Source organism: Haloferax mediterranei ATCC 33500 (assembly GCF_000306765.2).
GTDB lineage: Archaea > Halobacteriota > Halobacteria > Halobacteriales > Haloferacaceae > Haloferax > Haloferax mediterranei.
Genome location: NC_017941.2, coordinates 1,378,232 through 1,397,649, shown reverse-complemented (window position 1 = coordinate 1,397,649; position 19,418 = coordinate 1,378,232). Strand labels below are relative to the sequence as shown.

20 protein-coding genes are annotated in these 19,418 nt (G+C 62.3%); 14 read left to right on the top strand and 6 right to left on the bottom strand.

The window, feature by feature from the left end; genetic code table 11:
- The first annotated feature begins 28 nt into the window (after positions 1-28).
- Positions 29-706 (top strand): winged helix-turn-helix domain-containing protein, encoded by a 678-nt coding sequence (locus HFX_RS07250; protein ID WP_004056973.1) that lies wholly within the window; start codon positions 29-31, stop codon positions 704-706.
- Between the two features lie 449 nt (positions 707-1,155).
- Positions 1,156-1,599, top strand: a complete 444-nt coding sequence (locus tag HFX_RS07245) for a hypothetical protein (RefSeq protein ID WP_004056974.1) — start codon at positions 1,156-1,158, stop codon at positions 1,597-1,599.
- A gap of 45 nt (positions 1,600-1,644) precedes the next feature.
- On the opposite strand, the gene HFX_RS07240 is transcribed toward HFX_RS07245, so the two are convergent.
- Positions 1,645-1,884 (bottom strand): hypothetical protein, encoded by a 240-nt coding sequence (locus HFX_RS07240; protein WP_004056975.1) that lies wholly within the window; start codon positions 1,882-1,884, stop codon positions 1,645-1,647.
- 90 nt (positions 1,885-1,974) lie between these two features.
- Entirely contained in the window at positions 1,975-2,259 is a 285-nt protein-coding gene (locus HFX_RS07235) for an acylphosphatase (RefSeq protein WP_004056976.1), read from the bottom strand.
- A gap of 141 nt (positions 2,260-2,400) precedes the next feature.
- Here HFX_RS07235 and HFX_RS07230 point away from each other — a divergent pair, with 141 nt between their 5' ends.
- From HFX_RS07230 to HFX_RS07205, 6 genes are all read left to right on the top strand, one after another.
- Positions 2,401-3,762 carry a phosphopentomutase/phosphoglucosamine mutase gene (locus tag HFX_RS07230; protein WP_004056977.1) on the top strand — a complete coding sequence of 454 codons (1,362 nt, stop codon included), beginning with the start codon at positions 2,401-2,403 and terminating at the stop codon, positions 3,760-3,762.
- A gap of 207 nt (positions 3,763-3,969) precedes the next feature.
- Positions 3,970-5,094 (top strand): BMP family lipoprotein, encoded by a 1,125-nt coding sequence (locus HFX_RS07225; protein ID WP_004056978.1) that lies wholly within the window; start codon positions 3,970-3,972, stop codon positions 5,092-5,094.
- A 260-nt stretch (positions 5,095-5,354) separates the two neighbouring features.
- Positions 5,355-6,914 carry an ABC transporter ATP-binding protein gene (locus HFX_RS07220; RefSeq protein WP_004056979.1) on the top strand — a complete coding sequence of 520 codons (1,560 nt, stop codon included), beginning with the start codon at positions 5,355-5,357 and terminating at the stop codon, positions 6,912-6,914.
- Complete coding sequence (locus HFX_RS07215) at positions 6,911-8,176, top strand: ABC transporter permease (protein WP_004056980.1); 1,266 nt, start codon at positions 6,911-6,913, stop codon at positions 8,174-8,176. The genes HFX_RS07220 and HFX_RS07215 overlap by 4 nt, the downstream gene beginning before the upstream one ends.
- Positions 8,173-9,297 (top strand): ABC transporter permease, encoded by a 1,125-nt coding sequence (locus tag HFX_RS07210; RefSeq protein ID WP_004056981.1) that lies wholly within the window; start codon positions 8,173-8,175, stop codon positions 9,295-9,297. The genes HFX_RS07215 and HFX_RS07210 overlap by 4 nt, the downstream gene beginning before the upstream one ends.
- A 121-nt stretch (positions 9,298-9,418) precedes the next feature.
- Positions 9,419-10,789: a geranylgeranyl reductase family protein gene (locus tag HFX_RS07205; RefSeq protein ID WP_004056982.1), complete on the top strand. Its 1,371-nt coding sequence runs from the start codon at positions 9,419-9,421 to the stop codon at positions 10,787-10,789.
- Here the strand turns inward: HFX_RS07205 and HFX_RS07200 are convergent.
- Complete coding sequence (locus HFX_RS07200) at positions 10,764-11,822, bottom strand: sensor histidine kinase (protein ID WP_004056983.1); 1,059 nt, start codon at positions 11,820-11,822, stop codon at positions 10,764-10,766. The genes HFX_RS07205 and HFX_RS07200 overlap by 26 nt on opposite strands.
- Positions 11,823-11,920: 98 nt before the next feature.
- Positions 11,921-13,204, bottom strand: a complete 1,284-nt coding sequence (locus HFX_RS07195; RefSeq protein ID WP_004056984.1) for an amidohydrolase — start codon at positions 13,202-13,204, stop codon at positions 11,921-11,923.
- Positions 13,205-13,373: 169 nt separating this feature from the next.
- On the opposite strand from HFX_RS07195, the gene HFX_RS07190 reads away from it, so the two are divergent.
- On the top strand, positions 13,374-14,924 hold the full coding sequence (locus HFX_RS07190; RefSeq protein WP_004056985.1) for a Na+/H+ antiporter NhaC family protein: 1,551 nt from the start codon (positions 13,374-13,376) through the stop codon (positions 14,922-14,924).
- A complete protein-coding gene (locus tag HFX_RS07185) occupies positions 14,921-15,184 on the top strand; it encodes a DUF7513 family protein (protein ID WP_004056986.1) in 264 nt (87 codons plus the stop codon). The genes HFX_RS07190 and HFX_RS07185 overlap by 4 nt, the downstream gene beginning before the upstream one ends.
- 66 nt (positions 15,185-15,250) lie before the next feature.
- On the opposite strand, the gene HFX_RS07180 is transcribed toward HFX_RS07185, so the two are convergent.
- A complete protein-coding gene (locus HFX_RS07180) occupies positions 15,251-15,580 on the bottom strand; it encodes an uS10/mL48 family ribosomal protein (protein ID WP_004056987.1) in 330 nt (109 codons plus the stop codon).
- Positions 15,581-15,759: 179 nt separating this feature from the next.
- Here HFX_RS07180 and HFX_RS07175 point away from each other — a divergent pair, with 179 nt between their 5' ends.
- The 3 genes from HFX_RS07175 (at position 15,760) to HFX_RS07165 (ending at position 17,991) form a co-directional block, all read left to right on the top strand.
- Positions 15,760-16,215 (top strand): bis(5'-nucleosyl)-tetraphosphatase, encoded by a 456-nt coding sequence (locus HFX_RS07175; protein ID WP_004056988.1) that lies wholly within the window; start codon positions 15,760-15,762, stop codon positions 16,213-16,215.
- A gap of 141 nt (positions 16,216-16,356) precedes the next feature.
- On the top strand, positions 16,357-17,340 hold the full coding sequence (locus HFX_RS07170; protein ID WP_004056989.1) for a DUF5787 family protein: 984 nt from the start codon (positions 16,357-16,359) through the stop codon (positions 17,338-17,340).
- A 57-nt stretch (positions 17,341-17,397) separates the two neighbouring features.
- Complete coding sequence (locus HFX_RS07165; protein WP_004056990.1) at positions 17,398-17,991, top strand: class I SAM-dependent methyltransferase; 594 nt, start codon at positions 17,398-17,400, stop codon at positions 17,989-17,991.
- 52 nt (positions 17,992-18,043) lie between these two features.
- Here HFX_RS07165 and HFX_RS07160 read toward each other — a convergent pair whose 3' ends face one another.
- On the bottom strand, positions 18,044-18,544 hold the full coding sequence (locus HFX_RS07160) for a DUF5797 family protein (RefSeq protein WP_004056991.1): 501 nt from the start codon (positions 18,542-18,544) through the stop codon (positions 18,044-18,046).
- Between the two features lie 100 nt (positions 18,545-18,644).
- On the opposite strand from HFX_RS07160, the gene HFX_RS07155 reads away from it, so the two are divergent.
- Positions 18,645-19,418: an enoyl-CoA hydratase/isomerase family protein gene (locus HFX_RS07155; RefSeq protein WP_004056992.1), complete on the top strand. Its 774-nt coding sequence runs from the start codon at positions 18,645-18,647 to the stop codon at positions 19,416-19,418.

The window sequence follows — 19,418 nt, the reverse complement described above, 5'->3', positions numbered from 1 at the left end:
TGAAGAACATCCACGGTGATTCCCAGCTATGACTGACGCCTGGGACTCCGCAGGCTACATTGCGAGCTCTCGGTACCGCCGGGCAGTGTGTCGGTACCTTTCGGAGCACGGCTCTGGGCTTCCGTCGCGAATCGCGGCGGAGACTAACCTCGCGCAACCACACGTGTCTCGTGCGCTCTCGGAGCTTCGAGAGCGAGAAATCGTTGAACTACTGGTCCCTGAGTCCCAGCAGAAAGGTCGATTGTATGGACTGACCGACCTCGGTGAACTCGCGTACGAACGGGTCGCACTCGACCAAGAAGCGGAGGTTACCGTCGTCGACCCCGGTAACTTCCCGTCTCCCGAGCTAATCGAGGAACTGGAGTTGTCGTACGGCGATTCGCTTCGCGCGGTCGTCTGGTGTGAACCCGTCCAGACGTGGGTTCGGTTCTTCTCGCCTTCGCTTGCAGACCGCTACGACGAAGAGACGATGAAGACGCTCGTCTCGACACTCACGAACGAAGAAGCACTCGACGAACCATTAGCTGAGTTGTCCATCGGTGCACCCGACCTCGTCGCGTTCGCAATCGAGGAGACCCTCGTTGTCCGGATTCCGCTCGATGACGAAGTAAAACTCCTCGTCTCTCTCGACGTGGAGTTCGACACCGTCATCAGCGACCTTCGAGAGACCTGCCAGCAGTTGACGACTATGGCACTCGATTCGTAAGTCTCCCTTTCGGGTCTCACCTTCCATCCAGAATTCGTATCACAACGAAGCTGTGGTCAGTGGCGGTGGCTATCCTCTGCGCGCCGGGACTAAATGGTATTGGCATTCTAGCCATAATGGGGCCTAGATTTTGAAATACAGAATTATATAGTCGGATATAGTGTTTGGTAGTCCACTAGAACGAAGATTTTTATCTATGGTTTACAATTAATAATATGGCGTGGCCGCTGTCGCAGCCACAGAACATTCAGCCAGCCCAACGCGTGCTTCAGTGCCAGCCAATCAGTTGGTCGCGCCCCTGTGCCTCTTGGGGGTTCGACATCCCTGCCCCGGATTCGAACCCTTTCGTTTCGCCACTCGTAGCTGAGAGTCTCTTCAGACTGTCCCCGCACCCAAACATCGTCTCTTCTAGCCCGAAGGTACATCTTCCCCCTCTCCTAACCCCGCGTATGTACACCGGCAGGACGGACCAACCGTGCTGTCTCTGCGACGACCCGAAGACAGTCACTCGAATCGCTGTCCCGCCGCGGGCAGTGACACTGATGCAGAACGCCGCACCCATCGCGTGGCGCGACATCGTCGGCGACGTGACGCTTCAGTTCTGTGAGAGCGACTGGGAACTCGTTTCAGCGTTGGTTCTCGACCTCGATACACATCCGCTTTCGCGCTGTAACGTTGCGCGCGCCGACTTCAGCATCCGCGAGGATTTCGAGGCACTGTTGAACAGCACCCGCGACGAACCGGACCAGACCGAACAGGAACAGCAACTGCTTGCCGAGGCCCACGAGGTCGTTGGCAACGCGGACAACCCGATGGTCGAACAGCGCGACCTCGTCGAAGCACACGTCGTCATCCGCGCGATGGCCGAACTCGGCGTCGACCAGCACGCCTGAAGCTCCGTCGCCGAACTACGCACCCCATTTCACGGTCGGGGCGAACTACGCGCCGCTCCCCACGCCGAAGAGTCGCGTCGTTCCCCACGTCAAGACGACGATACCGACGATGAAGACGGCCAGCGCGCCCATCATCGGGAACGGGTCGAGCGTGGGACCGCCGAGAAACGGTCCGCGGACGATGAGAAACGAGGTTCCCATCGAGAGACCGAGACCGACGCTCGTGACGAGGGTGAAAAACAGCTTTGCGACGCCGATTGCGCGCGTGTCGCTCCGGAAGTTCATGCGGCCACATCTCATTGACCGCCTCTTGAACGATTTGGCCGTCTCACTGATGTTACCGATGGTACGACACGAGACGCGATTATCCGGAACTCACCGCTCGATTCGGAATCCCGTTACTCCCTCTGGTGACTCGTAGGTCACGTCAACCTCGTCGACGCTGGCCATCGGACTCCCGTCGTGGCACCACTGGACCATGGACTCCACATCGTCGCGCGGCCCTTCGAAAACGGCTTCGACGCGGCCGTCAGAGAGGTTCTTCACCCACCCGTCGACGCCGAGGTCACGGGCGGTGTCGCGGGTCGTCGCTCGGTAGTACACGCCCTGAACGTGACCGGACACGTACACGTGTGCGCGCGTTCGCGTGCTCTCGCTCATGCGCCGACGATTCGTCGTCCGGCAGCAAAGGCGTGACGTCTCACAGAACTGGCCGCGGGAGCGTCGAGTCGGCCGTGCGCTCGCCTCTCACGCATCCCGCAAACCGTCAGCATCTAAGTGCGACCCTCCCAACGCTGGACTATGGAACTCTTCGGCACCGCCGGTATTCGCGGCAGCGTGACGGAGCGAGTGACACCGGAACTCGCCCTCGACGTCGGCCGCGCCGCCGGTCTCGCCGCACTCGAATCGGACAGTTCGGCCGAGTTCGTCGTCGGCCGCGACGGACGAACGAGCGGGCAGGGACTCGCCGCCGCAGTCGAGGCCGGACTGCTCTCGGCCGGTGCAGACGTGACCCGCGTGGGCGTCGTTCCGACGCCGGCGCTCGCGTTCGCCTCGCAGGGCCGCCGCGGCATCATGCTCACCGCCTCGCACAACCCGCCGACCGACAACGGTATCAAGATGTTCGTCGACGGCGAGGAGTACGACCGTGACCTCGAACGAGGCATCGAAACTCGCGTCGAGTCCAGTGCGAACCCTGTCGAGTGGGACCATTGGGGCGCACGTGGAACGAGCGGCGTCCTCGACGACTACCGCGAAACTATCGTCGACTTCGCCTCCGAGCATGGCTCGGACCTCGACGGTCTTCGCGTCGCCGTCGACTGCGGAAACGGCATGTCCGCACTCGGCACGCCGCAGGTACTCCGCGACCTCGGCGCTCACGTCGTCACGCTGAACGCGCAAATCGACGGCCACTTCCCCGGTCGCGAATCGAAGCCGACGCCCGAGACACTGATGGACCTTCGAGCGTTCGTCGCTGAGGGCGACTTCGACTTCGGTATCGGTCACGACGGCGACTCCGACCGCATCGTCATCATCGACGACGAGGGCGAAATCGTCCACGAGGACACGATTATCGCCATCGTCGCCGAGCACTACGTTCGGGTTTCCGACGTTTCTGACCCCGTTATCGTCACGACGCCGAACGCATCCGGGCGCATCGACGAGCGCGTCCGCGAAGCGGGCGGCCGGGTTGAGCGCGTCCGCCTCGGCGCACTCCACGAGGGTATCGCCAGCGCCCGTGCCGACGGTGGCGACGTGGTGTTCGCGGCCGAACCGTGGAAGCACATCCATCCGTCTCTCGGCGGCTGGATTGACGGCGTCGCCTCCGCGGCACTCATTGCCCGCCTCGCGGCCGAGTCCGGCATGGACGGACTGCGTGAGCCGGTCACGGAGCGCCCCTACCGCAAGGTTAGCGTTTCCTGCCCCGACGAAAAGAAGGCGGTCGCGATGGCAGCACTCGAAACGTCGCTCCCGGACGCGATGGACCCCGAGTCCGTCGACACCGAGTACGGCGTCCGACTGGAGTTCGCCGACGCATCGTGGACGCTCGTCCGGCCCTCGGGGACCGAACCATACATCCGCGTCTACGCGGAGGCCGACGACGTGGATGCGCTCGTCGACGAGGTGACGACCGTCGTCGAAGCAGAAATCGAACACGCATAGGCTGGGCCGTTTCCGGTCCTGCAGGACGCCGTCACCGCAATCTTGCGCTATCGGAACATTCTGCCCTTCCCGGTCGCTGTCACCACGGAACAAATTGAATTCATTTGTCATTCTGGTGGTTGAGTTCGGACATCTGATGGCTTTGAACTCCGAAACGACACCTTTATGCAATTTTCGGAGCCGCTATCTCAATAGGTGACCATAGATATGGACAGACGCTCTTTTGTTAAAGCGGCAGGGATTGCGGGCATTACGGGTCTCGCAGGGTGTACTGGCGGCCCAAGCGAGGGCGGCGAAACCACGACGACCGAACACGGTAGTGACGAGAAAACCACGACGGACGCACAGACGACCGATGGATCCGCTCCGGCGGCCAACGTCGGAATGGTCTACGCGCTCGGCGGCCTCGGCGACAAGTCGTTCAACGACGCGGCAAAGCGGGGCATCGAGCAGGCGAAGACGGAACTCGGAATCGAGTACCAAGAAGCACAGCCGTCTGCGTCCGAGGAGTTCCCGCAGTACCAGCGTCGCTTCGCGCAGTCGACGAGTCCGGACTACGACCTCGTCTCGTGTATCGGCTTCGCACAGAAGTCCGCGCTGAAGGAGACGGCACCGAACTTCCCGGACCAGAAGTTCATGCTCGTCGACGACAAGCTTCCTGAGCTGGACAACGTCGCAAGCTACGTGTTCCGTGAGGAACAGGGCTCCTTCCAGGTTGGCTATCTCGCCGGACTGCTCACGACGCAGGAGTTCGCTGCTGGCGCTGGCGAGACGACGCCCGACAAGAAGCGCGTTGGCTTCGTCGGCGGTGTCGACGCCCCGCTTATCAAGAAGTTCCAGGCCGGCTACGAAGCCGGTGTGAAGCACGCTGACGAGGAAATCACGGTCGACGTCGCCTACGCCGGGTCGTTCTCCGACTCCGCGAAGGGGAAGGAAATCGCCGTCTCGATGTACGATAAGGGTGCGGACATCGTCTACCACGCGGCGGGTGCGACCGGTCTCGGTGTCTTCGAAGCCGCAGAGGAGAAGGGTAAGTTCGCAATCGGTGTCGACTCCGACCAGTCCGTGACCGAGCCGAAATACGCCGACGTTATCCTCGCATCGATGGTCAAGCGCGTCGAGACGCCTGTCTTCACGTCTGTCGGAAACGTCGTGAACGACGAGTTCAAGGGTGGCTCTGTCACGACGCTCGGCCTCGAAGAAGACGGTATCGCCGCCGTCTACGGTAACGAACTCGGCTCCGAGATTCCGCAGGAAGTCAAGGATAAACTCACGAAGTCCCGCGAGTCCATCATCGCCGGCGACATCGAAGTCCCGACGACGACCGAATAAGCGGCGACACGACGCACGGTTTTCTTTCGACGCGTCTCACAGGGAGCGACTGCACCGAGCGTTCACCATCTCGACTCCTGAACTCTGGTGTGAGTCGACCCGACACCTCCGACAAGCTCTGTGGGTATCGACCAGCGGAAATGATGATTTGGTGAACAATTCGAATCTCCCGTAAATCGGCGCGACAAACCGTGTGGACGACTCCCGCGGCGACTCGAATACCACGAGTTTAAGCAAACCCCCCCGAAAAATGGGTTAAGATGAGCACCGCTGTTCATCTCGACGAAATTACCAAACGGTTCCCCGGCGTCGTAGCCAACGACGACGTGGACCTGACCGTCGAGCGCGGCACGGTGCACGCACTTCTGGGAGAAAACGGGGCCGGCAAGACGACGTTGATGAACATCCTCTACGGGCTCTATGAACCCACAGAGGGGACCGTCTACGTTAATGATGAACCGCGGGATTTCGACTCCCCTGCGGATGCAATCGCCGCCGGTATCGGTATGATCCACCAGCACTTCATGCTGGTCGACCCCATGACGGTCGCCGAGAACATCGTCCTCGGCAACGAACCGCGAAAGTGGTTCGGAACGACCGTCGACCGGGAGCGCGCGCGCCAAGAGGTCATCGACCTCTCGAACCGATACGGATTCGACGTGAACCCCGACGACACTATCGAAGACGTAAGTGTCGGCGTTCAACAGCGCGTCGAAATTCTGAAAGCACTCTATCGCGGTGCAGATATCCTCATTCTGGACGAACCGACTGCGGTTCTCACGCCGCAGGAGGTCGAAGAACTGTTCCACGTCTTCGAGGAACTCACAGCGCAGGGCAAGACGATTATTTTCATCAGCCACAAGCTCGGCGAGGCGATGCACGCCGCCGACGACATCACCGTTCTCCGCAACGGGAAGAACGTGGGGACGGTGAAGGCCGACGAGACCTCGAACGAGGAACTCGCTGAACTAATGGTCGGTCGCGAAGTCCTTCTCGAACCGAAGGCCGAACCGAACGAGCCGGGTACCGAGATTCTCTCGGTCGACGGACTCCACGCGGACGACAACCGCGGGATTCCGGCGGTCTCCGACGTCTCGTTCGATATTCGAGAGGGCGAAGTCTTCGGTATCGCCGGCGTCGACGGCAACGGACAGTCACAACTTGTCGAGGCGATCACCGGCCTCCGAACCCCGACCGACGGGCGAGTCACCTACAAAGGACGGGATATCACCAGTGCGTCTCGCCGGTCCCGAATCGACGACGGCATGGCCTATATCCCCGAAGACCGCCACGAGCGCGGACTCGTGATGGACTTCGACCTCGTCCAGAACAGTATCCTCGGTAGTCAACACAACCCGAAATTCTCCTCGGGCGGACAGATTGACTGGCCCGGCGCGCGCGGCCACACCGAGCGAATCATCGACGAGTACGACGTGCGGCCACCGCACGCCGACGCAGACGCCGAGTCCTTCTCGGGCGGCAACCAGCAGAAGTTCATCGTCGGCCGCGAATTCGAGCGCGAACCCGACTTCGTCGTCGCCACCCATCCGACGCGCGGTGTGGACATCGGTGCGATGGAGTTCATCCACGAGCGTCTCTTGGACCTCCGACGACAGGGGAAGGCGGTCCTCCTCGTCTCCTCGAAACTCGACGAGGTACAGGGACTCTCCGACCGCCTCGGCGTCATGCACGACGGCGAACTCATGGATATCGTAGACCCACGCAACACCACCGAAGAAGAGATTGGCTTGCTTATGGCCGGTGAACGACCCGAATCCGTAGAAACCAGTACGGAAACTCCTGTAGGTGACGTTCAATGAGTGCGAGAGGAGGGGTAAAAACCGTCCTTCGGCGACTCACGGACGCTTCGGTGGCCGAACGGATTCTCATTAGTTTCGCCGCGCTCGTCATGGCGACGCTCATCGGTGCGGCCATCGTCCTCGTTTCGGGACGCGTCGCCACATGTCAGACGGCAGCGACAACACTGTTCGGTGTCGGTTTCTGTTACGACCCGGTTGATGTGTACCTCGTCTTGTTCAACGGAGCGCTCGGCCAACCCTTCCTTCTCGACAGTCCCGGGCTGTTTAACCCGAACTGGAACCCGCTTAACTTCGGTCTCGCCTTCACGCTCAAGGAGACGACGCTTCTCATCTTCACCGGGCTTTCGGTGGCCGTCGCCTTCCGTGCAGGCCTGTTTAACATCGGGACGCAAGGACAACTCGTCCTCGGTGGGCTCGCGACGGCGCTGTTCGCAGTCTTCATTGCACCGTTCCTTCCGGCAGGCATCATTGGTGGCATCATCCTGATTCCGCTCGCCGTTCTCGTGGGCGCGTTAGTCGGCGGTCTCTACGGCGCGATTCCGGGTGCGTTGAAGGCCTACTCCGATGCGAACGAGGTCATCACGACCATCATGCTGAACTTCATCGCGGCGGGCATCGCAAAGGTGCTCGTCAGCGAGTTCTTCCGCAACCCCGACTCGCAGGTCATCGAGACAGCGCCGATTCCGGACTGGGGGACACTCCTTCCGGTGGCGTTTCCGAAAGGCAGCGACTTCTCGATTCTCGCGCTTGTGTTCGGTCTCGCCCTGGTTGTCGCCGTCTGGTATCTGCTCGAACGGACGTCGTTCGGCTACGACCTGCGGACGAGCGGTGAACAGCCAGAAGCCGCCGAATACGGCGGTGTCGACGCCAAGCGAACGACCGTCACCAGCATGTTCCTTTCCGGTGCGCTTGGCGGCATCGGCGGGGCTATCTGGGTTCTCATGGTCATCGGAAACTGGCTCACTGACGTTCCGTCTCTTGGGTTCGACGGCATCACCGTCTCCATTCTCGCGGGGAACAACCCGTTCGGTGTCATCCCGGCGGCGCTTCTGTTCGGGACGCTCAAGTCCGGGTCGCTCGCAGTCCAGTTCCAGACGGGAGTCCCGAAACAACTCGTCGGCGTCCTTCGCGGCCTCATCATCCTGTTCGTCGCCATGCCCGAGTTCTTCCGTATGATTGGCACTTCCATCACGCCCAAGCGGGACCGCGAGGCCGTGGCCACGGACGGCGGCGAACACCTTTCTGGAGGTGACGACGAATGAGTACGTCCACAATCGACCAACTCCGCGACGCGGAACTGTCCTACAGAACGACGCTCGTCGGCGGTGCAGTGGGTGCCTTCTTGCTCATCGCCCTGCTCGGACTGCTCTTCCCGAGCAGTATCTGGGCGAGCCTCCTCGGCATCATCACGAGTCGCAGTACCCTCTCGTCGGCGCTTCGACTCTCGGTTCCAATCACGTTTGCCGCGCTCGGCGGCATCTTCGCCGAGAAATCCGGCGTCATCAACATCGGTCTGGAAGGGCTGCTCATCATCTCGGCGTTTACAGCGGTTATCACGACGGCTGTCATCGGTCCGGGGACCGTCATCTTCACCGTCCCCGTCGTCGGCGTCAGCCTCACCGCCATCTGGATTGGCTTCTTCGCGGGCATTCTCGTGTCGGTGCTGTTCTCCGCGATTTTCGCCGTGGTCTGCATCCGCTACAAGGCGGACCAAATCATCGCCGGTCTCGCCGTCTGGCTCATCGCGCTCGGACTCGCGCCGTTCGTTTCGACCGTCTACTACGGCGGCGTCAACACCGAAAACCTCGGCACGTCGCTCGGAACGTGGGCCATTCCCGTGCTCTCCGAAATCCCGTTCTTCGGCGCGCTCTTCAGCGCCGGACCAGCGGTGTACATGATGCTCGTCGCGGTTCCCGCGTCGTGGTTCATCCTGAATCGGACGGCGTTCGGCCGCCACATCCGCGCGTCCGGTGAGAACCCGAAGGCGCTCGATACCGTCGGTGTCGACGTGAGTCGCGTCCGCTACGCGGGTGCGCTCCTCTCCGGGTTCCTCTCCGGTATCGGCGGCTCGGCGCTGTCGCTCGGTCTCGGCCAGTTCATCGGCACCAACCAGACGATGGTCAACGGCAAGGGGTTCATCGCCATCGTCGCGTACCTCTTCGGGAACTACAACCCGCTCGGCGCGTTCGGCGCGTCGTTCCTCTTTGCGGGGCTGGACGCCGTCCAGATTCGTCTCCAGCAGGTACAGGGGTACACGCTCCCCGACTCGCTCATCCAGACGATTCCGTATATCACGGTCATCGTCATCCTCGCATTCGTCGGCCGCACGTATATCCCGTCCGCGGCAGGCGAGCACTACGACAGCGGTGAAGACAACCGATAGGCGTCTGTACTTTCGAAATCACTCGTTTTTTGGTGTTGACTCCGCAGCGGTCGCTCTATCGTCGTGCGAACGACCGGTGCGGGAGTAAAGAGTTTTCAGCCCGCGATATGGAGGTGATACCATGTCCACACACGAGTACGAGGTGGTGGTCGTCGGCGCAGGAACCTCTGGCTGCTACGCCGCCGCGACTATCGCACGAGCGGGCTACGACGTGGCAATCGTCGAGCGAAAGTCCGCAGAGGAAGCAGGACACATCGCCTGCGGTGACGCCCTGAAGGGTGCAGATGCGTTCCCCGACGTGATTCCGAAGTCGAAAATCGAACCCGCGTTCACGAACACGGATGTCGACCACGGCCGGTTCGAGATTCCACAAGAGGACACTGTTCTCGACATTCCCGTCCCCGGCGAACTTGCAGTCGTCGACCGCTGGGAGTACGGCCGGCTCATCATCGAGGGTGCCGACGAAGCGGGCGCTGAGTTCCACTACGACACCGTCGTACAGGACGTAACACAGGACGACGACGGCCGCGTCACGGGTATCCGGGCGAAGTACGACGACGAAGTCGTCGAGTTCGACGCCGACATCGTCATCGACGGTGCGGGTTCGCTTTCGCTCCTACAGGACAAAGTCGACTTCTCCGACGCGACGTTCGACACGAACGTTTCGTACCAGCACTTCTCGTCTGCCTACCGCGAAGTCGTCGAAGTACCAGAGCCAGTCGAGTGGTCCGACGCGCTCGTGTTCAAACCGGCCGACGTCGCCGCGGGCTACGTCTGGTACTTCCCGCGGACCGAGACCGAAATCAACGCCGGACTCGGCTTCCAGATGACGGAAGAACCGATGAAGCTCGTCGACGACCTGAAAAAGGACCTTCGTGCCCGTTCCGAGTTCGAGGGCGCGGAAGTCATCGACAAACTCGGTGCCGCGCTCCCGACCCGGCGTCCGTACGACTCGGCGACTGCGCCCGGCTATATGGCCGTCGGCGACGCCGCGGCCCACGTCAACCCGACGACCGGCGGCGGCATCGCCGGGGCCGCCTACGCTGGCTCGTACGCTGGCGAACAGGCCATCATCGCACTCGAAACGGGTGACGTGAGCGAGGAAATCCTCTGGCGCTACAACCAGCGCGTCATGGACCACTTCGGCGGGCGCTACGCCAGCCTCGACGTGTACAACATCCTTTCGACGGCCGTCGACGTGGACGACCTGATGGGGCTTATCGCCTCCCTCCCCGGAGAAAAGCTCGCCGAAGCGCTCTACTCCGGAACGACCTCGTTCGGCCCAGTTCTCCTCGCACAGACTGCCGCATCGAGTTACGGCCACTGGGGACAGATTGTGAACTTCTTCAAGGTGAAGCGACTCGCCGACGACCTGATGGCCCACTACGGCCGCTACCCAAGCCGACCGAGCGCACTCGAAGGTTGGCAGGCCGAACGCGACCGTATCATGGACGACATCTACGAGGTCACTGGCGCGACGCCGAAGTACTAACCTCATCTGCGAACACTACGTCTCGGAACTCGAATCGGGCACCCCCGGATTCTCCTGTCGTCGCACGAACCGACCAGCCGTGCGCGTCAGCGACGCCAGAGACGATAGCGAGGCCGAGCCCGGTTCCTTCCGGGTCGGTCGTGTAGCCGGACTCGAAAATTCGGTCGTGTTCTTCCGGTGGAATGCCCGGACCGTCGTCTTCGACGAAAAAGCCGTCTTCGAGGGGGCCGACACGAACGTGAACACCAGAGTCTGCGTGCTCGACCGAGTTACGGAAGAGGTTCTCGAACACTGCAGTGAGTCGTCCGGGGTCCGCTTGCAACTCGGCGTCGGCTTCGACGGTCAGGCTAGCGGCGTTGAGGCTCGTGTTCGCAACCGCGCTCGCTGCGACGCTCGCGAGACCAATCGGTTCGGTCTCACCGACGGTCTCGCCGCTTCGTGCGAGCTGCAACACGTCCTGAATAAGCGCCTCCATCCGGTCGTGCGCGTCGGCGACTGTCGAAAGGTGTTCGTTACCGTGGCCCTCGCGAGCCAGTTCGAGGCGCATCTGCGCGACGTTCAGCGGATTCCGTAGGTCGTGGGTCACGACCTGCGCGAACTGGTCGAGTCGTTCGTTTCGTCGGCGTAGGTCTTCTTCGCGGGCGTCCCGACGGGCCGTCCATCTGACGGCTCCGAGCACGAGCGCGAGCGACCCAACCAACAGCATGCCGTCTTCGAAGACGAGGGCAAAGATGTCTGGCTGGACGACAACCTCGTCGAGTGCGTCGGTCACAGCATAGATGCCGACGAGTAGCGTCCCGGCGTAGAGCGGCCGCCAGACGGCCTGTGCATCACGAAGCCCGGCGAGGGCGAACGAGCCGAGGAGTGGAACCGGGACCAAGAGGAGTTCGACGACGAACCGCACCAACGAGATGCCCGGGGCGGTAGAAAAGAGGGCGACCTGAATGCCGGCAACCCCGGCAACGACCCCGATAACGGCCAGGCTCGGCCGAAAGTCGGTGTCTTCGGTCGATTTACCTCGTAACGGCCCCATCGCTGGCGGCTATGCACGGGGGGGACAAATAAGCGCTGGCGATTCGTCGCCGACGTTCGTGCGGGACTTCGCCACCGATTATGTCCAGACCCCGCGACTCAGGGCTGGTCAGCGGCGATACGGCCGATACTCTCCGAGAGCACGTCGACGGCGATACGAATTGTTTCTTCGTCGACATCAAACGTCCGGGTGTGGTGTCCGCCGGGGTGGTCGGTGCCGACGCCGACGTAGGCGGCGAGGCCGCCTTGGTCTTGGACGTGTTGCATGAGGTAAGTCGCGTCCTCACTTCCGCCGAGTTCGTCGCTTTCGAGGATTGACTCGACGCCGTCGACACCCTCGCTCACGCGCCCGACGATGGTCGCGAGCGCGTCGTCGCTCCGGGCGCTCGGTGCCTTCCCCTCGACCGCAATGTCGACGTCGCAATCGTGCATCTCGGCGGCCGACTCGATGACGGTGTGGGCCCGGTCTTCCATGTACTCCATGAGTTCAGTCGTCTCGCCGCGGACCTCGCCTTCGATGAACGACTCTTCGGCGATGATGTTCGTGGCGGTGCCGCCGCCCATTAACCCGACGTTAACCCGAGTCGCGCCGTCGGAGTGCCGAGAAATTCCGTAGAGATTCTGGATGGCCGCGGCGGCCGCGAGGTTCGTGTTGTGGCCCGCTTCAGGTTTCGCCCCCGCGTGGGCCGGCGCACCGGTGAACTCCGCGCGGAAGTGCGAGACGGCGAGGAACCCGTCGACGCCGCAGACGACCTCACCCGTCGGGTGGTCGAGACCGACGTGAAGCGCGAGTAGGTAATCCACATCGTCGAGGTGGCCGCCCTCTGCGACGGCTTTTCCGCCGGCGACGAGTTCCTCACTCGGTTGGAAGAAGACCTTGAATGTTCCCTGAAAGTCGGAGTCGGAAACGGCGTCGAGGACGCCGAGACCGACGGTTGCGTGGGCGTCGTGGCCGCAGGCGTGCATGAAGCCCTCGTTCTCCGAGCGGAAGCCCTCCGCCGCGGGGAGGTGGTCACTGTCGTCGGATTCGGTGATTGGGAGGGCGTCGATGTCCACGCGGAGGCCGACAGTTGGTCCTTCGCCGCGCTCGAGAACGGCGACAGCACCCGTGTAGCCGCCAGCGAGACGTTCGAGGATATCCGCCCGCGCACCTGCATCGCGTGCCCGCTCGAACCATTTCCCGAGTTCGTCATCGTCGGGGACGGCCATCCGCTCGTCGTCATCGAGTATCTCGGGGCCGACGTAGAGCGCATCGAGGTCGCGTGTTTCCAGTTCGTCCACGATGCGCGCGGTGGTGTAGAACTCGCGCCAGGCGGGTTCGGGGTGGCGGTGGAGGTCCCGCCGGAACGATACGAGGTCCGCTATCGTCGCCTGTTGACTCATGACCCGCCTATTTCCCGGGATTCATGATAAACACTTGCGATAATATGCCGATAATCTCCGTGGGACATGTTACTTTCTTGTGTTAATGTGGCAGTAAACTCGAAATCTTGGATGACTAATTGGAGGAAATTCGTGCCTATTATATACCAGACCGAAAGTGTGACAGACGATGCCAGAAGAACCGGACATCGAGCTCAGTTTCCGTGGTGGGCGCCTCGTCAGCGCGCTCCCCATCGCTCTGTTCATCGCATGGGCGATATTCCAAAGTGGCTTCCTCGGTATCGGCGATACGACCGGACTCGTCACGGGGATGCTGACAGGACTCATCGTGGGAATGCTGTTTGTTCGGGGAGACTGGAAGGATTATGCGGATGTCATCTTCGCCGGCATGACCCGTCGGGTCGCGGCGACCGCTGTGGTCGCGTGGCTTTGGGCGGGCATGTTCGCCGAGACCATTCAGGTCGGCGGCTTCGTCGATGGTCTCGTCTGGGCTGCAACGGTACTGAACGTCGGTCCCGGGTTGTTCCCGGCGGCGACGTTCCTGCTCGCAGCACTCCTGGCGACGGGTATTGGTACCGGCTACGGCACCGCAATTGCCTTCACGAGCCTCGTCTTCCCGGCGGGCCTGCTCCTCGGCGCAAACCCAGTACTGCTGTTCGGTGCGATTCTCTCCGGAGCCGTCTTCGGAGACAATCTCGCACCCGTCAGTGACACGACTATCGTCTCCGCGGTGACCCAAGACGCCGACATCGGCGGCGTCGTCGCGTCCCGTGTGAAATACGCCGTCGTCGCGGCGGCGTTCGCAATCGTAGCGTATCTCATCGCAGGGTTCGGTATTCCCGGACTCTGGAGCGGGATGCCACACGCGAACGTAACCGGGCAGGTTTCCGCGTCCGTCTCGCCGTGGGGTCTCGTCCACCTGCTCGACATCGCGGTGGTTATCGTTCTCGCCATCCGCGGTCGGCACATCATCGAGGCCGTCTCGTGGGGCCTCATCGCTGCTGCACTGTTCAACATCATGCTCGGCGCAGCCGGACTCGTTGACGTATCCGCTGGCAGCATGATTCTGTTCAGCGCGCCGCAAAACGGGTTCACGCAGATGGTCGATACCCTGCCAATCATCGGTGCAGTGGTCGAAACTGTCCCCGGTGCACAAGCCGGCGTCGGCGGGAGCATCTACTCCGGCGCGGTCGGGTTCTTCCCGCTTATCGTGCTGACGCTGCTCCTCGTCGCAGGTGCTGAGGTCATGCGCGCCGGTGGCGGGTTCGACGCGATTCAGGAACTCATCATCGACACCATCGCGACGACGGTCCGCCGCGCCGAGACCACGATGGTCCTCGGAACGGCGCTCGTAAACGCGACGGTCACCATCAACACGGCAGCGGAGATTGCCATCGCGCCCTACGTCGCCACGCTCGGCAAGCGCTTCAACATCAACGGCTACCGCCGTGCCAACATCCTCGACGCCAACACCTCGGCGCTCGGGTACATCTTCCCGTGGGGTGGCGGACTCCTCGCCGGGTTCGGGGCCATGCAGGGTCTCGTCGGTGGCGAGGCGACGCCGTGGTTCACCCAGGAGATGCTCGTGAACCCCGCGTCTGTCTTCCCCTACGTGTTCCACGGCTGGTTCCTCGTCAGTGTGTTCCTCGTCGCTGCGTGGACCGGCTACGGCCGCGAATACGTTTCTGACCGTACCAGTGAGGAGGTGAGTCGCGTATGAGCCGTCTCGACAAACTCCTCGCGGGCTGGACGTTCCGTACTGCGACGCCCGAGTTCGAAGCCGACGAGGTCATCACTGCCTTCGTTAGCGAACGCAACGGCAGTGGACTCTCGATTCGCGTCGGCGACTCCACTATCCGTGTTGCGGATGGAAAGGACGCCGCAGTCGAAGACAAAGTCCGACTAAAGGTCACGTCGTTCGACACGGACTCGCACGTCGGGACCGGCGAACTCGTCGAAGTGCTCGGCCCTGAGGGCTGAGCGCCTTCGTCGCCTGTCCTGAAAACGAAAGAAGACCTGCGTCTATTTTTGACCGGTTACCAGTCGTTAGCGACGGTGACCGAGCGGTTTCTTCTGTTCGACTTCGATTTCGACGTGGACGCTGTCGGGGAACTCTTTGTGGCCGACTTCGCGAGCGATATGGTCGGCCCCGTGGATTTCGAGTCGGCGCGTGAAGACGGGGTACGACCACGATGAGAACTGATTGCCGGGTTGGAGCGTCCGATACTGCGGGACGCTCACTTGTTTCGGCTGGTCGGCGTGCGGGCCGCGGCATTCGGCTCCTTTTCGTTCGACGAACTCCTTGAGGTCCCCGACGAGCCTGTCGAGGACCGCCTTATCCCCACTTTGGAAGGTAAGTTTCGTGACGAAGGTCATGCTGGGTACTACTCCTTGTTGGTTGCTCCGACGGTAAAAGCGCATCTACACGGGCTCGGGAATGTATCTACACGAACTCGGGAATTACACCTTGTCACGGGTAAACCCGAGCGAATAACCGTGTCAACACGGTACAGCCTCCGATACCCTCTTAAAGGGCGGCACATTTATTTCGGGTAATGGCAGTCGAAGCGGTCAGTGCTGGAGCCATTCTCTTCCGCGACACCCGCGGCCGGAGGGAGTATCTACTCCTGAAGAGCCGTCCCGGGGACTGGGAGTTCCCGAAAGGCGGGGTCGAAGGGGACGAGGAGCTTCAGCAAACGGCAATCAGAGAAGTCAAAGAGGAGGCCGGAATCTCCGATTTCCGCCTCATCGATGGCTTCCGCGAAGACTACGACTACGTCTTCGAGGCGAATGGCACGACAATTCACAAGACGGTTCACCTGTTTATCGCTCGCTCGTTCGAGGCATCCGCAGAGCTTTCGACCGAGCATCGCGACCTCCAGTGGCGCGACTACGAGCAGGCAATCAACACCATCACGCAGGACGGTCCGCGTGAGATTTTCGAGCAGGCACACCAGTTCCTCGACGAAGTCGCCGAGACGAACGAAGGGGAACACAAGTACTTGAAGTAGCGGCGGTCGGTTTCGACCGACGCCGGTGTTCTACCCCACCGAGAGCGACAGTACTCGTTCCTCTCGTCGCCAACACACTTCTCTAACCGCTACCGCGCCACCGACCGAAACGCCTTCGGTGACCCACGCCGACTCCCCGCCGTGAGCGACACCGCCGACCGCGACCCGGAGTTCGCCTTCGAGCTACGGGTTTGTCGCTGGGCAGAACGCGCGTGGCACCCGGACGGCCCGCGCCCCGCAATCATCGCCCGACAACTCGGAACCCGCGAGCGTCGGTGGGATACAGTCGTCGTCGAGGTCGACCCCGAGGCGTTCGCCGTCCGTCACGCCCTCTCGACGGACGGATTCGACTCCGACCTCCTGCGCGTCGTGCGCCACGCCCCCGCCGAGTGGGCGTGGTACCGCGACGCCATCCCCGAACCGGACTTTCCGTGGCGACACGTCGTCCCGGTCGTCCACCGGGCGGCGGGCCGGGGGTTGGTCGAGAAGCGTCGCGGGTCGCGCAACCGCGTCGAGTACCGGCGCATCACCCCGTACCCAGATTGGGTCGAACGAATCGTCGCCATCGAGAACAAGCCGAACCTCGATGTGAGCGCCGCGCGCGCCCTCGCCGACCAGTTGGAACACGACGTGTCGCGGGCGCTTGCCGACGAGGTCTGGGTCGCGACCGAGGCCACCGGCCGTCGGGTCGAACCCGCGCTGTTGGAGGATTTACCGGTCGAAGTCGGTATCCTCGCCGTCGGCGACGGCTCGACGGAGGTGCTGTGGCATCCGAGCAAACTCACGCCGGACTCGGACGACGCCCGGCGGCGACTCGTCCTCGCGGAGCGCGCGTACGACCGCGGCTGGCGAAGCTACGTCGATACGATGCGACCCGACTGTCGGCACTTCGAACTCGACCGCCGCGGCATGGCGCTCGTCCCGCGCTGTGTCGCAAAGGACTGTTACCAGAGCCAACGCGAGTGCGCTCATTCGTGCCCGTCGTTCGAGCCGGAACCGCCAGCGTGGCGGATGAAGGGATGGCCCATCGAAGGTGGGCCGGGGAAAAGGGTGCGACGGATACTGGACGACCGCCGCGAGCGCGTCAGAGAGCGAGTCGGAGAGTCCGCACACGAATCGCGGTAGCCACAATTCCGCCGGTGAAGTGAGAACCGCTAAGACCGTTCTGTCCTCATTTCTCCCATGGAACGGTTTCAGAACACGAGCCTCCCGGACTGGGACTGGTGGGGGAAACTCTGGCCGACACCTGGTGAAACGCTTCGCCGACTCGGACTCTCCGCGGGTGACCGCCTCGTCGAAATCGGAAGCGGGAACGGGTATTTCGCGCTGCCCGCGGCGCGCATCGTCGAACCCGCTCCGGTGTACGCGGTCGACCTCGATGCGTCACTTCTCGTGGAACTCGACCATCTCGCCGACCAGCAGGAAATCGACAACGTCGTCACGAGACACGGCGACGCCCGGTCGCTCTCCGAGCACGTCCCCGAACCGGTCGATGTCGCACTGATTGCCAACGCGTTCCACGGAATCGAAGACCACGACGCGTTCGTGAGAGAAATCGCCTCCGTCCTCGCGGAAGGCGGGCGACTGGTCGTCGTCAACTGGCGAGACCTGCCCCGGGAGACGACCACAATCGACGGCGAACCCCGCGGCCCGCCGACCGACCTGCGACTCACCCTCGAGGAGACAAAAGCGATAGTCGAAGGCGCAATCGACGGTACGGTGAACCAGCAGTTCGATATCCCACCGTACCACTACGGGCTGGTCTTCGAACGGTAGACGTGCTGGACGTGGTCTTCGAAGCTAGACGAGTCGAACGCCATCTTCGAAGCTAGACGACCTCTACGTCAACTTCGTCGCGTTCGACTGCGAGGTGGAACGTCGGGACGGTTCGGTAGATGACTTCGATAACACCCTTCCGACGGAGGCTCTGGAGCGCACGACGAACGTCGTCCACGTCGGGGTCGATGTCGAACTCCTCACGGAGTTTGTTGAGGACGCTGACGACGCTCTCGGAGCGGTCGTCGGGTCCGGCGACGACTTCGAACACGCGGGCTTCGAGTGCCGGAACGCGAATGACGCTCGGAACTGATTCTTCCTCCCCGTCCCCCTCGACACCGGGGTCGACGCCGACGAGTTCCGCCGCTTCGGCCGTCGCGCGGATGAGGCTGTTGTCGTCGCGGTAGTAGTAGTCTTTCAGCTCTGATTCGAGGTATTGGTGGACCTCGCTTCCGCTTTCGAGGTCCCATCGGTTCTGTAGCGCTTTGTTCTTCGTGGGTTGGAGGCGGACGATGTCGGCGAGTCGTTCTTTCGCCTCGTCGGAGAGCGTCATACTCGGACGATTCGACGGAGGTGGTATAACGTTGTTCTGGATTCTCCAGCGGAATCGGCGAACGTTAATTATTATCCCTGTGCCTCGCGTCGGCTCGGATATGAGCTGGGACACGCTCCGACTCGATTGGGACGGCGACGTAGCGACGATTACCATCGACCGACCGGACCACATGAACGCGCTGAACAAAGATACGCTCGACGCGCTCGAAGAGGCCCTCGACGAGGCCGAATCGGAGGAGGCGCGGGTGCTCGTGCTCACCGGAGCCGGTGACAAGGCCTTCATCGCGGGTGCTGACATCAGCTACATGAAAGATATCGGGACGCCCGCGGCACAGAAGTACGCAGAGCAGGGTCACCGTATCGCCTCGCGACTCGAAGAGTTCCCCGCACCGACTGTCGCAGCCATCAACGGCTACGCCTTCGGCGGCGGCATGGAGTTCGCACTCGCCTGCGACCTTCGAGTCGCCTCCGAGCGCGCGCTCCTCGGACAGACCGAAATCGACCTCGGAATCATGCCGGGTTGGGGTGGAAGCGTCCGTCTGCCCGCACTCGTCGGCGACGAAGTCGCGCGCCGACTCATCTTCTTCGGCGAGCGCATCGACGCGAGCGACGCCCACGAGTACGGAATCGTCGGCGAAGTCGTCGCACACGACCAACTCGACTCGCACGTCGATGACCTCACGTCGGACCTCGCGTCGAAGCCGCGACACGCCCTTTCGGGGGCGAAAGCGGCTCTCAACATGTCCCACGAGGCTCCGCGAGACGCCGCACTCGACTACGAGACTCGGGTTTGGAGCGGTCTGTTCGGTACGCATGACCAGCGCGAGGGGATGAACGCCTTCGTCGAAGATCGCGACCCAGACTTCGAGTAA

What these genes read in the sequence shown, in the direction of transcription:
- HFX_RS07235 (WP_004056976.1), bottom strand. Translation starts at nt 2,259, where the DNA reads ATGAGCGAGAGCACGCGAACGCGCGCACACGTGTACGTGTCCGGTCAC.
- HFX_RS07210 (WP_004056981.1), top strand. Translation starts at nt 8,173, where the DNA reads ATGAGTACGTCCACAATCGACCAACTCCGCGACGCGGAACTGTCCTAC.
- HFX_RS07195 (WP_004056984.1), bottom strand. Translation starts at nt 13,204, where the DNA reads ATGAGTCAACAGGCGACGATAGCGGACCTCGTATCGTTCCGGCGGGAC.
- HFX_RS07180 (WP_004056987.1), bottom strand. Translation starts at nt 15,580, where the DNA reads ATGACCTTCGTCACGAAACTTACCTTCCAAAGTGGGGATAAGGCGGTC.
- HFX_RS07165 (WP_004056990.1), top strand. Translation starts at nt 17,398, where the DNA reads ATGGAACGGTTTCAGAACACGAGCCTCCCGGACTGGGACTGGTGGGGG.
- HFX_RS07220 (WP_004056979.1), top strand. Translation starts at nt 5,355, where the DNA reads ATGAGCACCGCTGTTCATCTCGACGAAATTACCAAACGGTTCCCCGGC.
- HFX_RS07190 (WP_004056985.1), top strand. Translation starts at nt 13,374, where the DNA reads ATGCCAGAAGAACCGGACATCGAGCTCAGTTTCCGTGGTGGGCGCCTC.
- HFX_RS07215 (WP_004056980.1), top strand. Translation starts at nt 6,911, where the DNA reads ATGAGTGCGAGAGGAGGGGTAAAAACCGTCCTTCGGCGACTCACGGAC.
- HFX_RS07250 (WP_004056973.1), top strand. Translation starts at nt 29, where the DNA reads ATGACTGACGCCTGGGACTCCGCAGGCTACATTGCGAGCTCTCGGTAC.
- HFX_RS07205 (WP_004056982.1), top strand. Translation starts at nt 9,419, where the DNA reads ATGTCCACACACGAGTACGAGGTGGTGGTCGTCGGCGCAGGAACCTCT.
- HFX_RS07240 (WP_004056975.1), bottom strand. Translation starts at nt 1,884, where the DNA reads ATGAACTTCCGGAGCGACACGCGCGCAATCGGCGTCGCAAAGCTGTTT.
- HFX_RS07230 (WP_004056977.1), top strand. Translation starts at nt 2,401, where the DNA reads ATGGAACTCTTCGGCACCGCCGGTATTCGCGGCAGCGTGACGGAGCGA.
- HFX_RS07200 (WP_004056983.1), bottom strand. Translation starts at nt 11,822, where the DNA reads ATGGGGCCGTTACGAGGTAAATCGACCGAAGACACCGACTTTCGGCCG.
- HFX_RS07185 (WP_004056986.1), top strand. Translation starts at nt 14,921, where the DNA reads ATGAGCCGTCTCGACAAACTCCTCGCGGGCTGGACGTTCCGTACTGCG.
- HFX_RS07225 (WP_004056978.1), top strand. Translation starts at nt 3,970, where the DNA reads ATGGACAGACGCTCTTTTGTTAAAGCGGCAGGGATTGCGGGCATTACG.
- HFX_RS07155 (WP_004056992.1), top strand. Translation starts at nt 18,645, where the DNA reads ATGAGCTGGGACACGCTCCGACTCGATTGGGACGGCGACGTAGCGACG.
- HFX_RS07160 (WP_004056991.1), bottom strand. Translation starts at nt 18,544, where the DNA reads ATGACGCTCTCCGACGAGGCGAAAGAACGACTCGCCGACATCGTCCGC.
- HFX_RS07175 (WP_004056988.1), top strand. Translation starts at nt 15,760, where the DNA reads ATGGCAGTCGAAGCGGTCAGTGCTGGAGCCATTCTCTTCCGCGACACC.
- HFX_RS07245 (WP_004056974.1), top strand. Translation starts at nt 1,156, where the DNA reads ATGTACACCGGCAGGACGGACCAACCGTGCTGTCTCTGCGACGACCCG.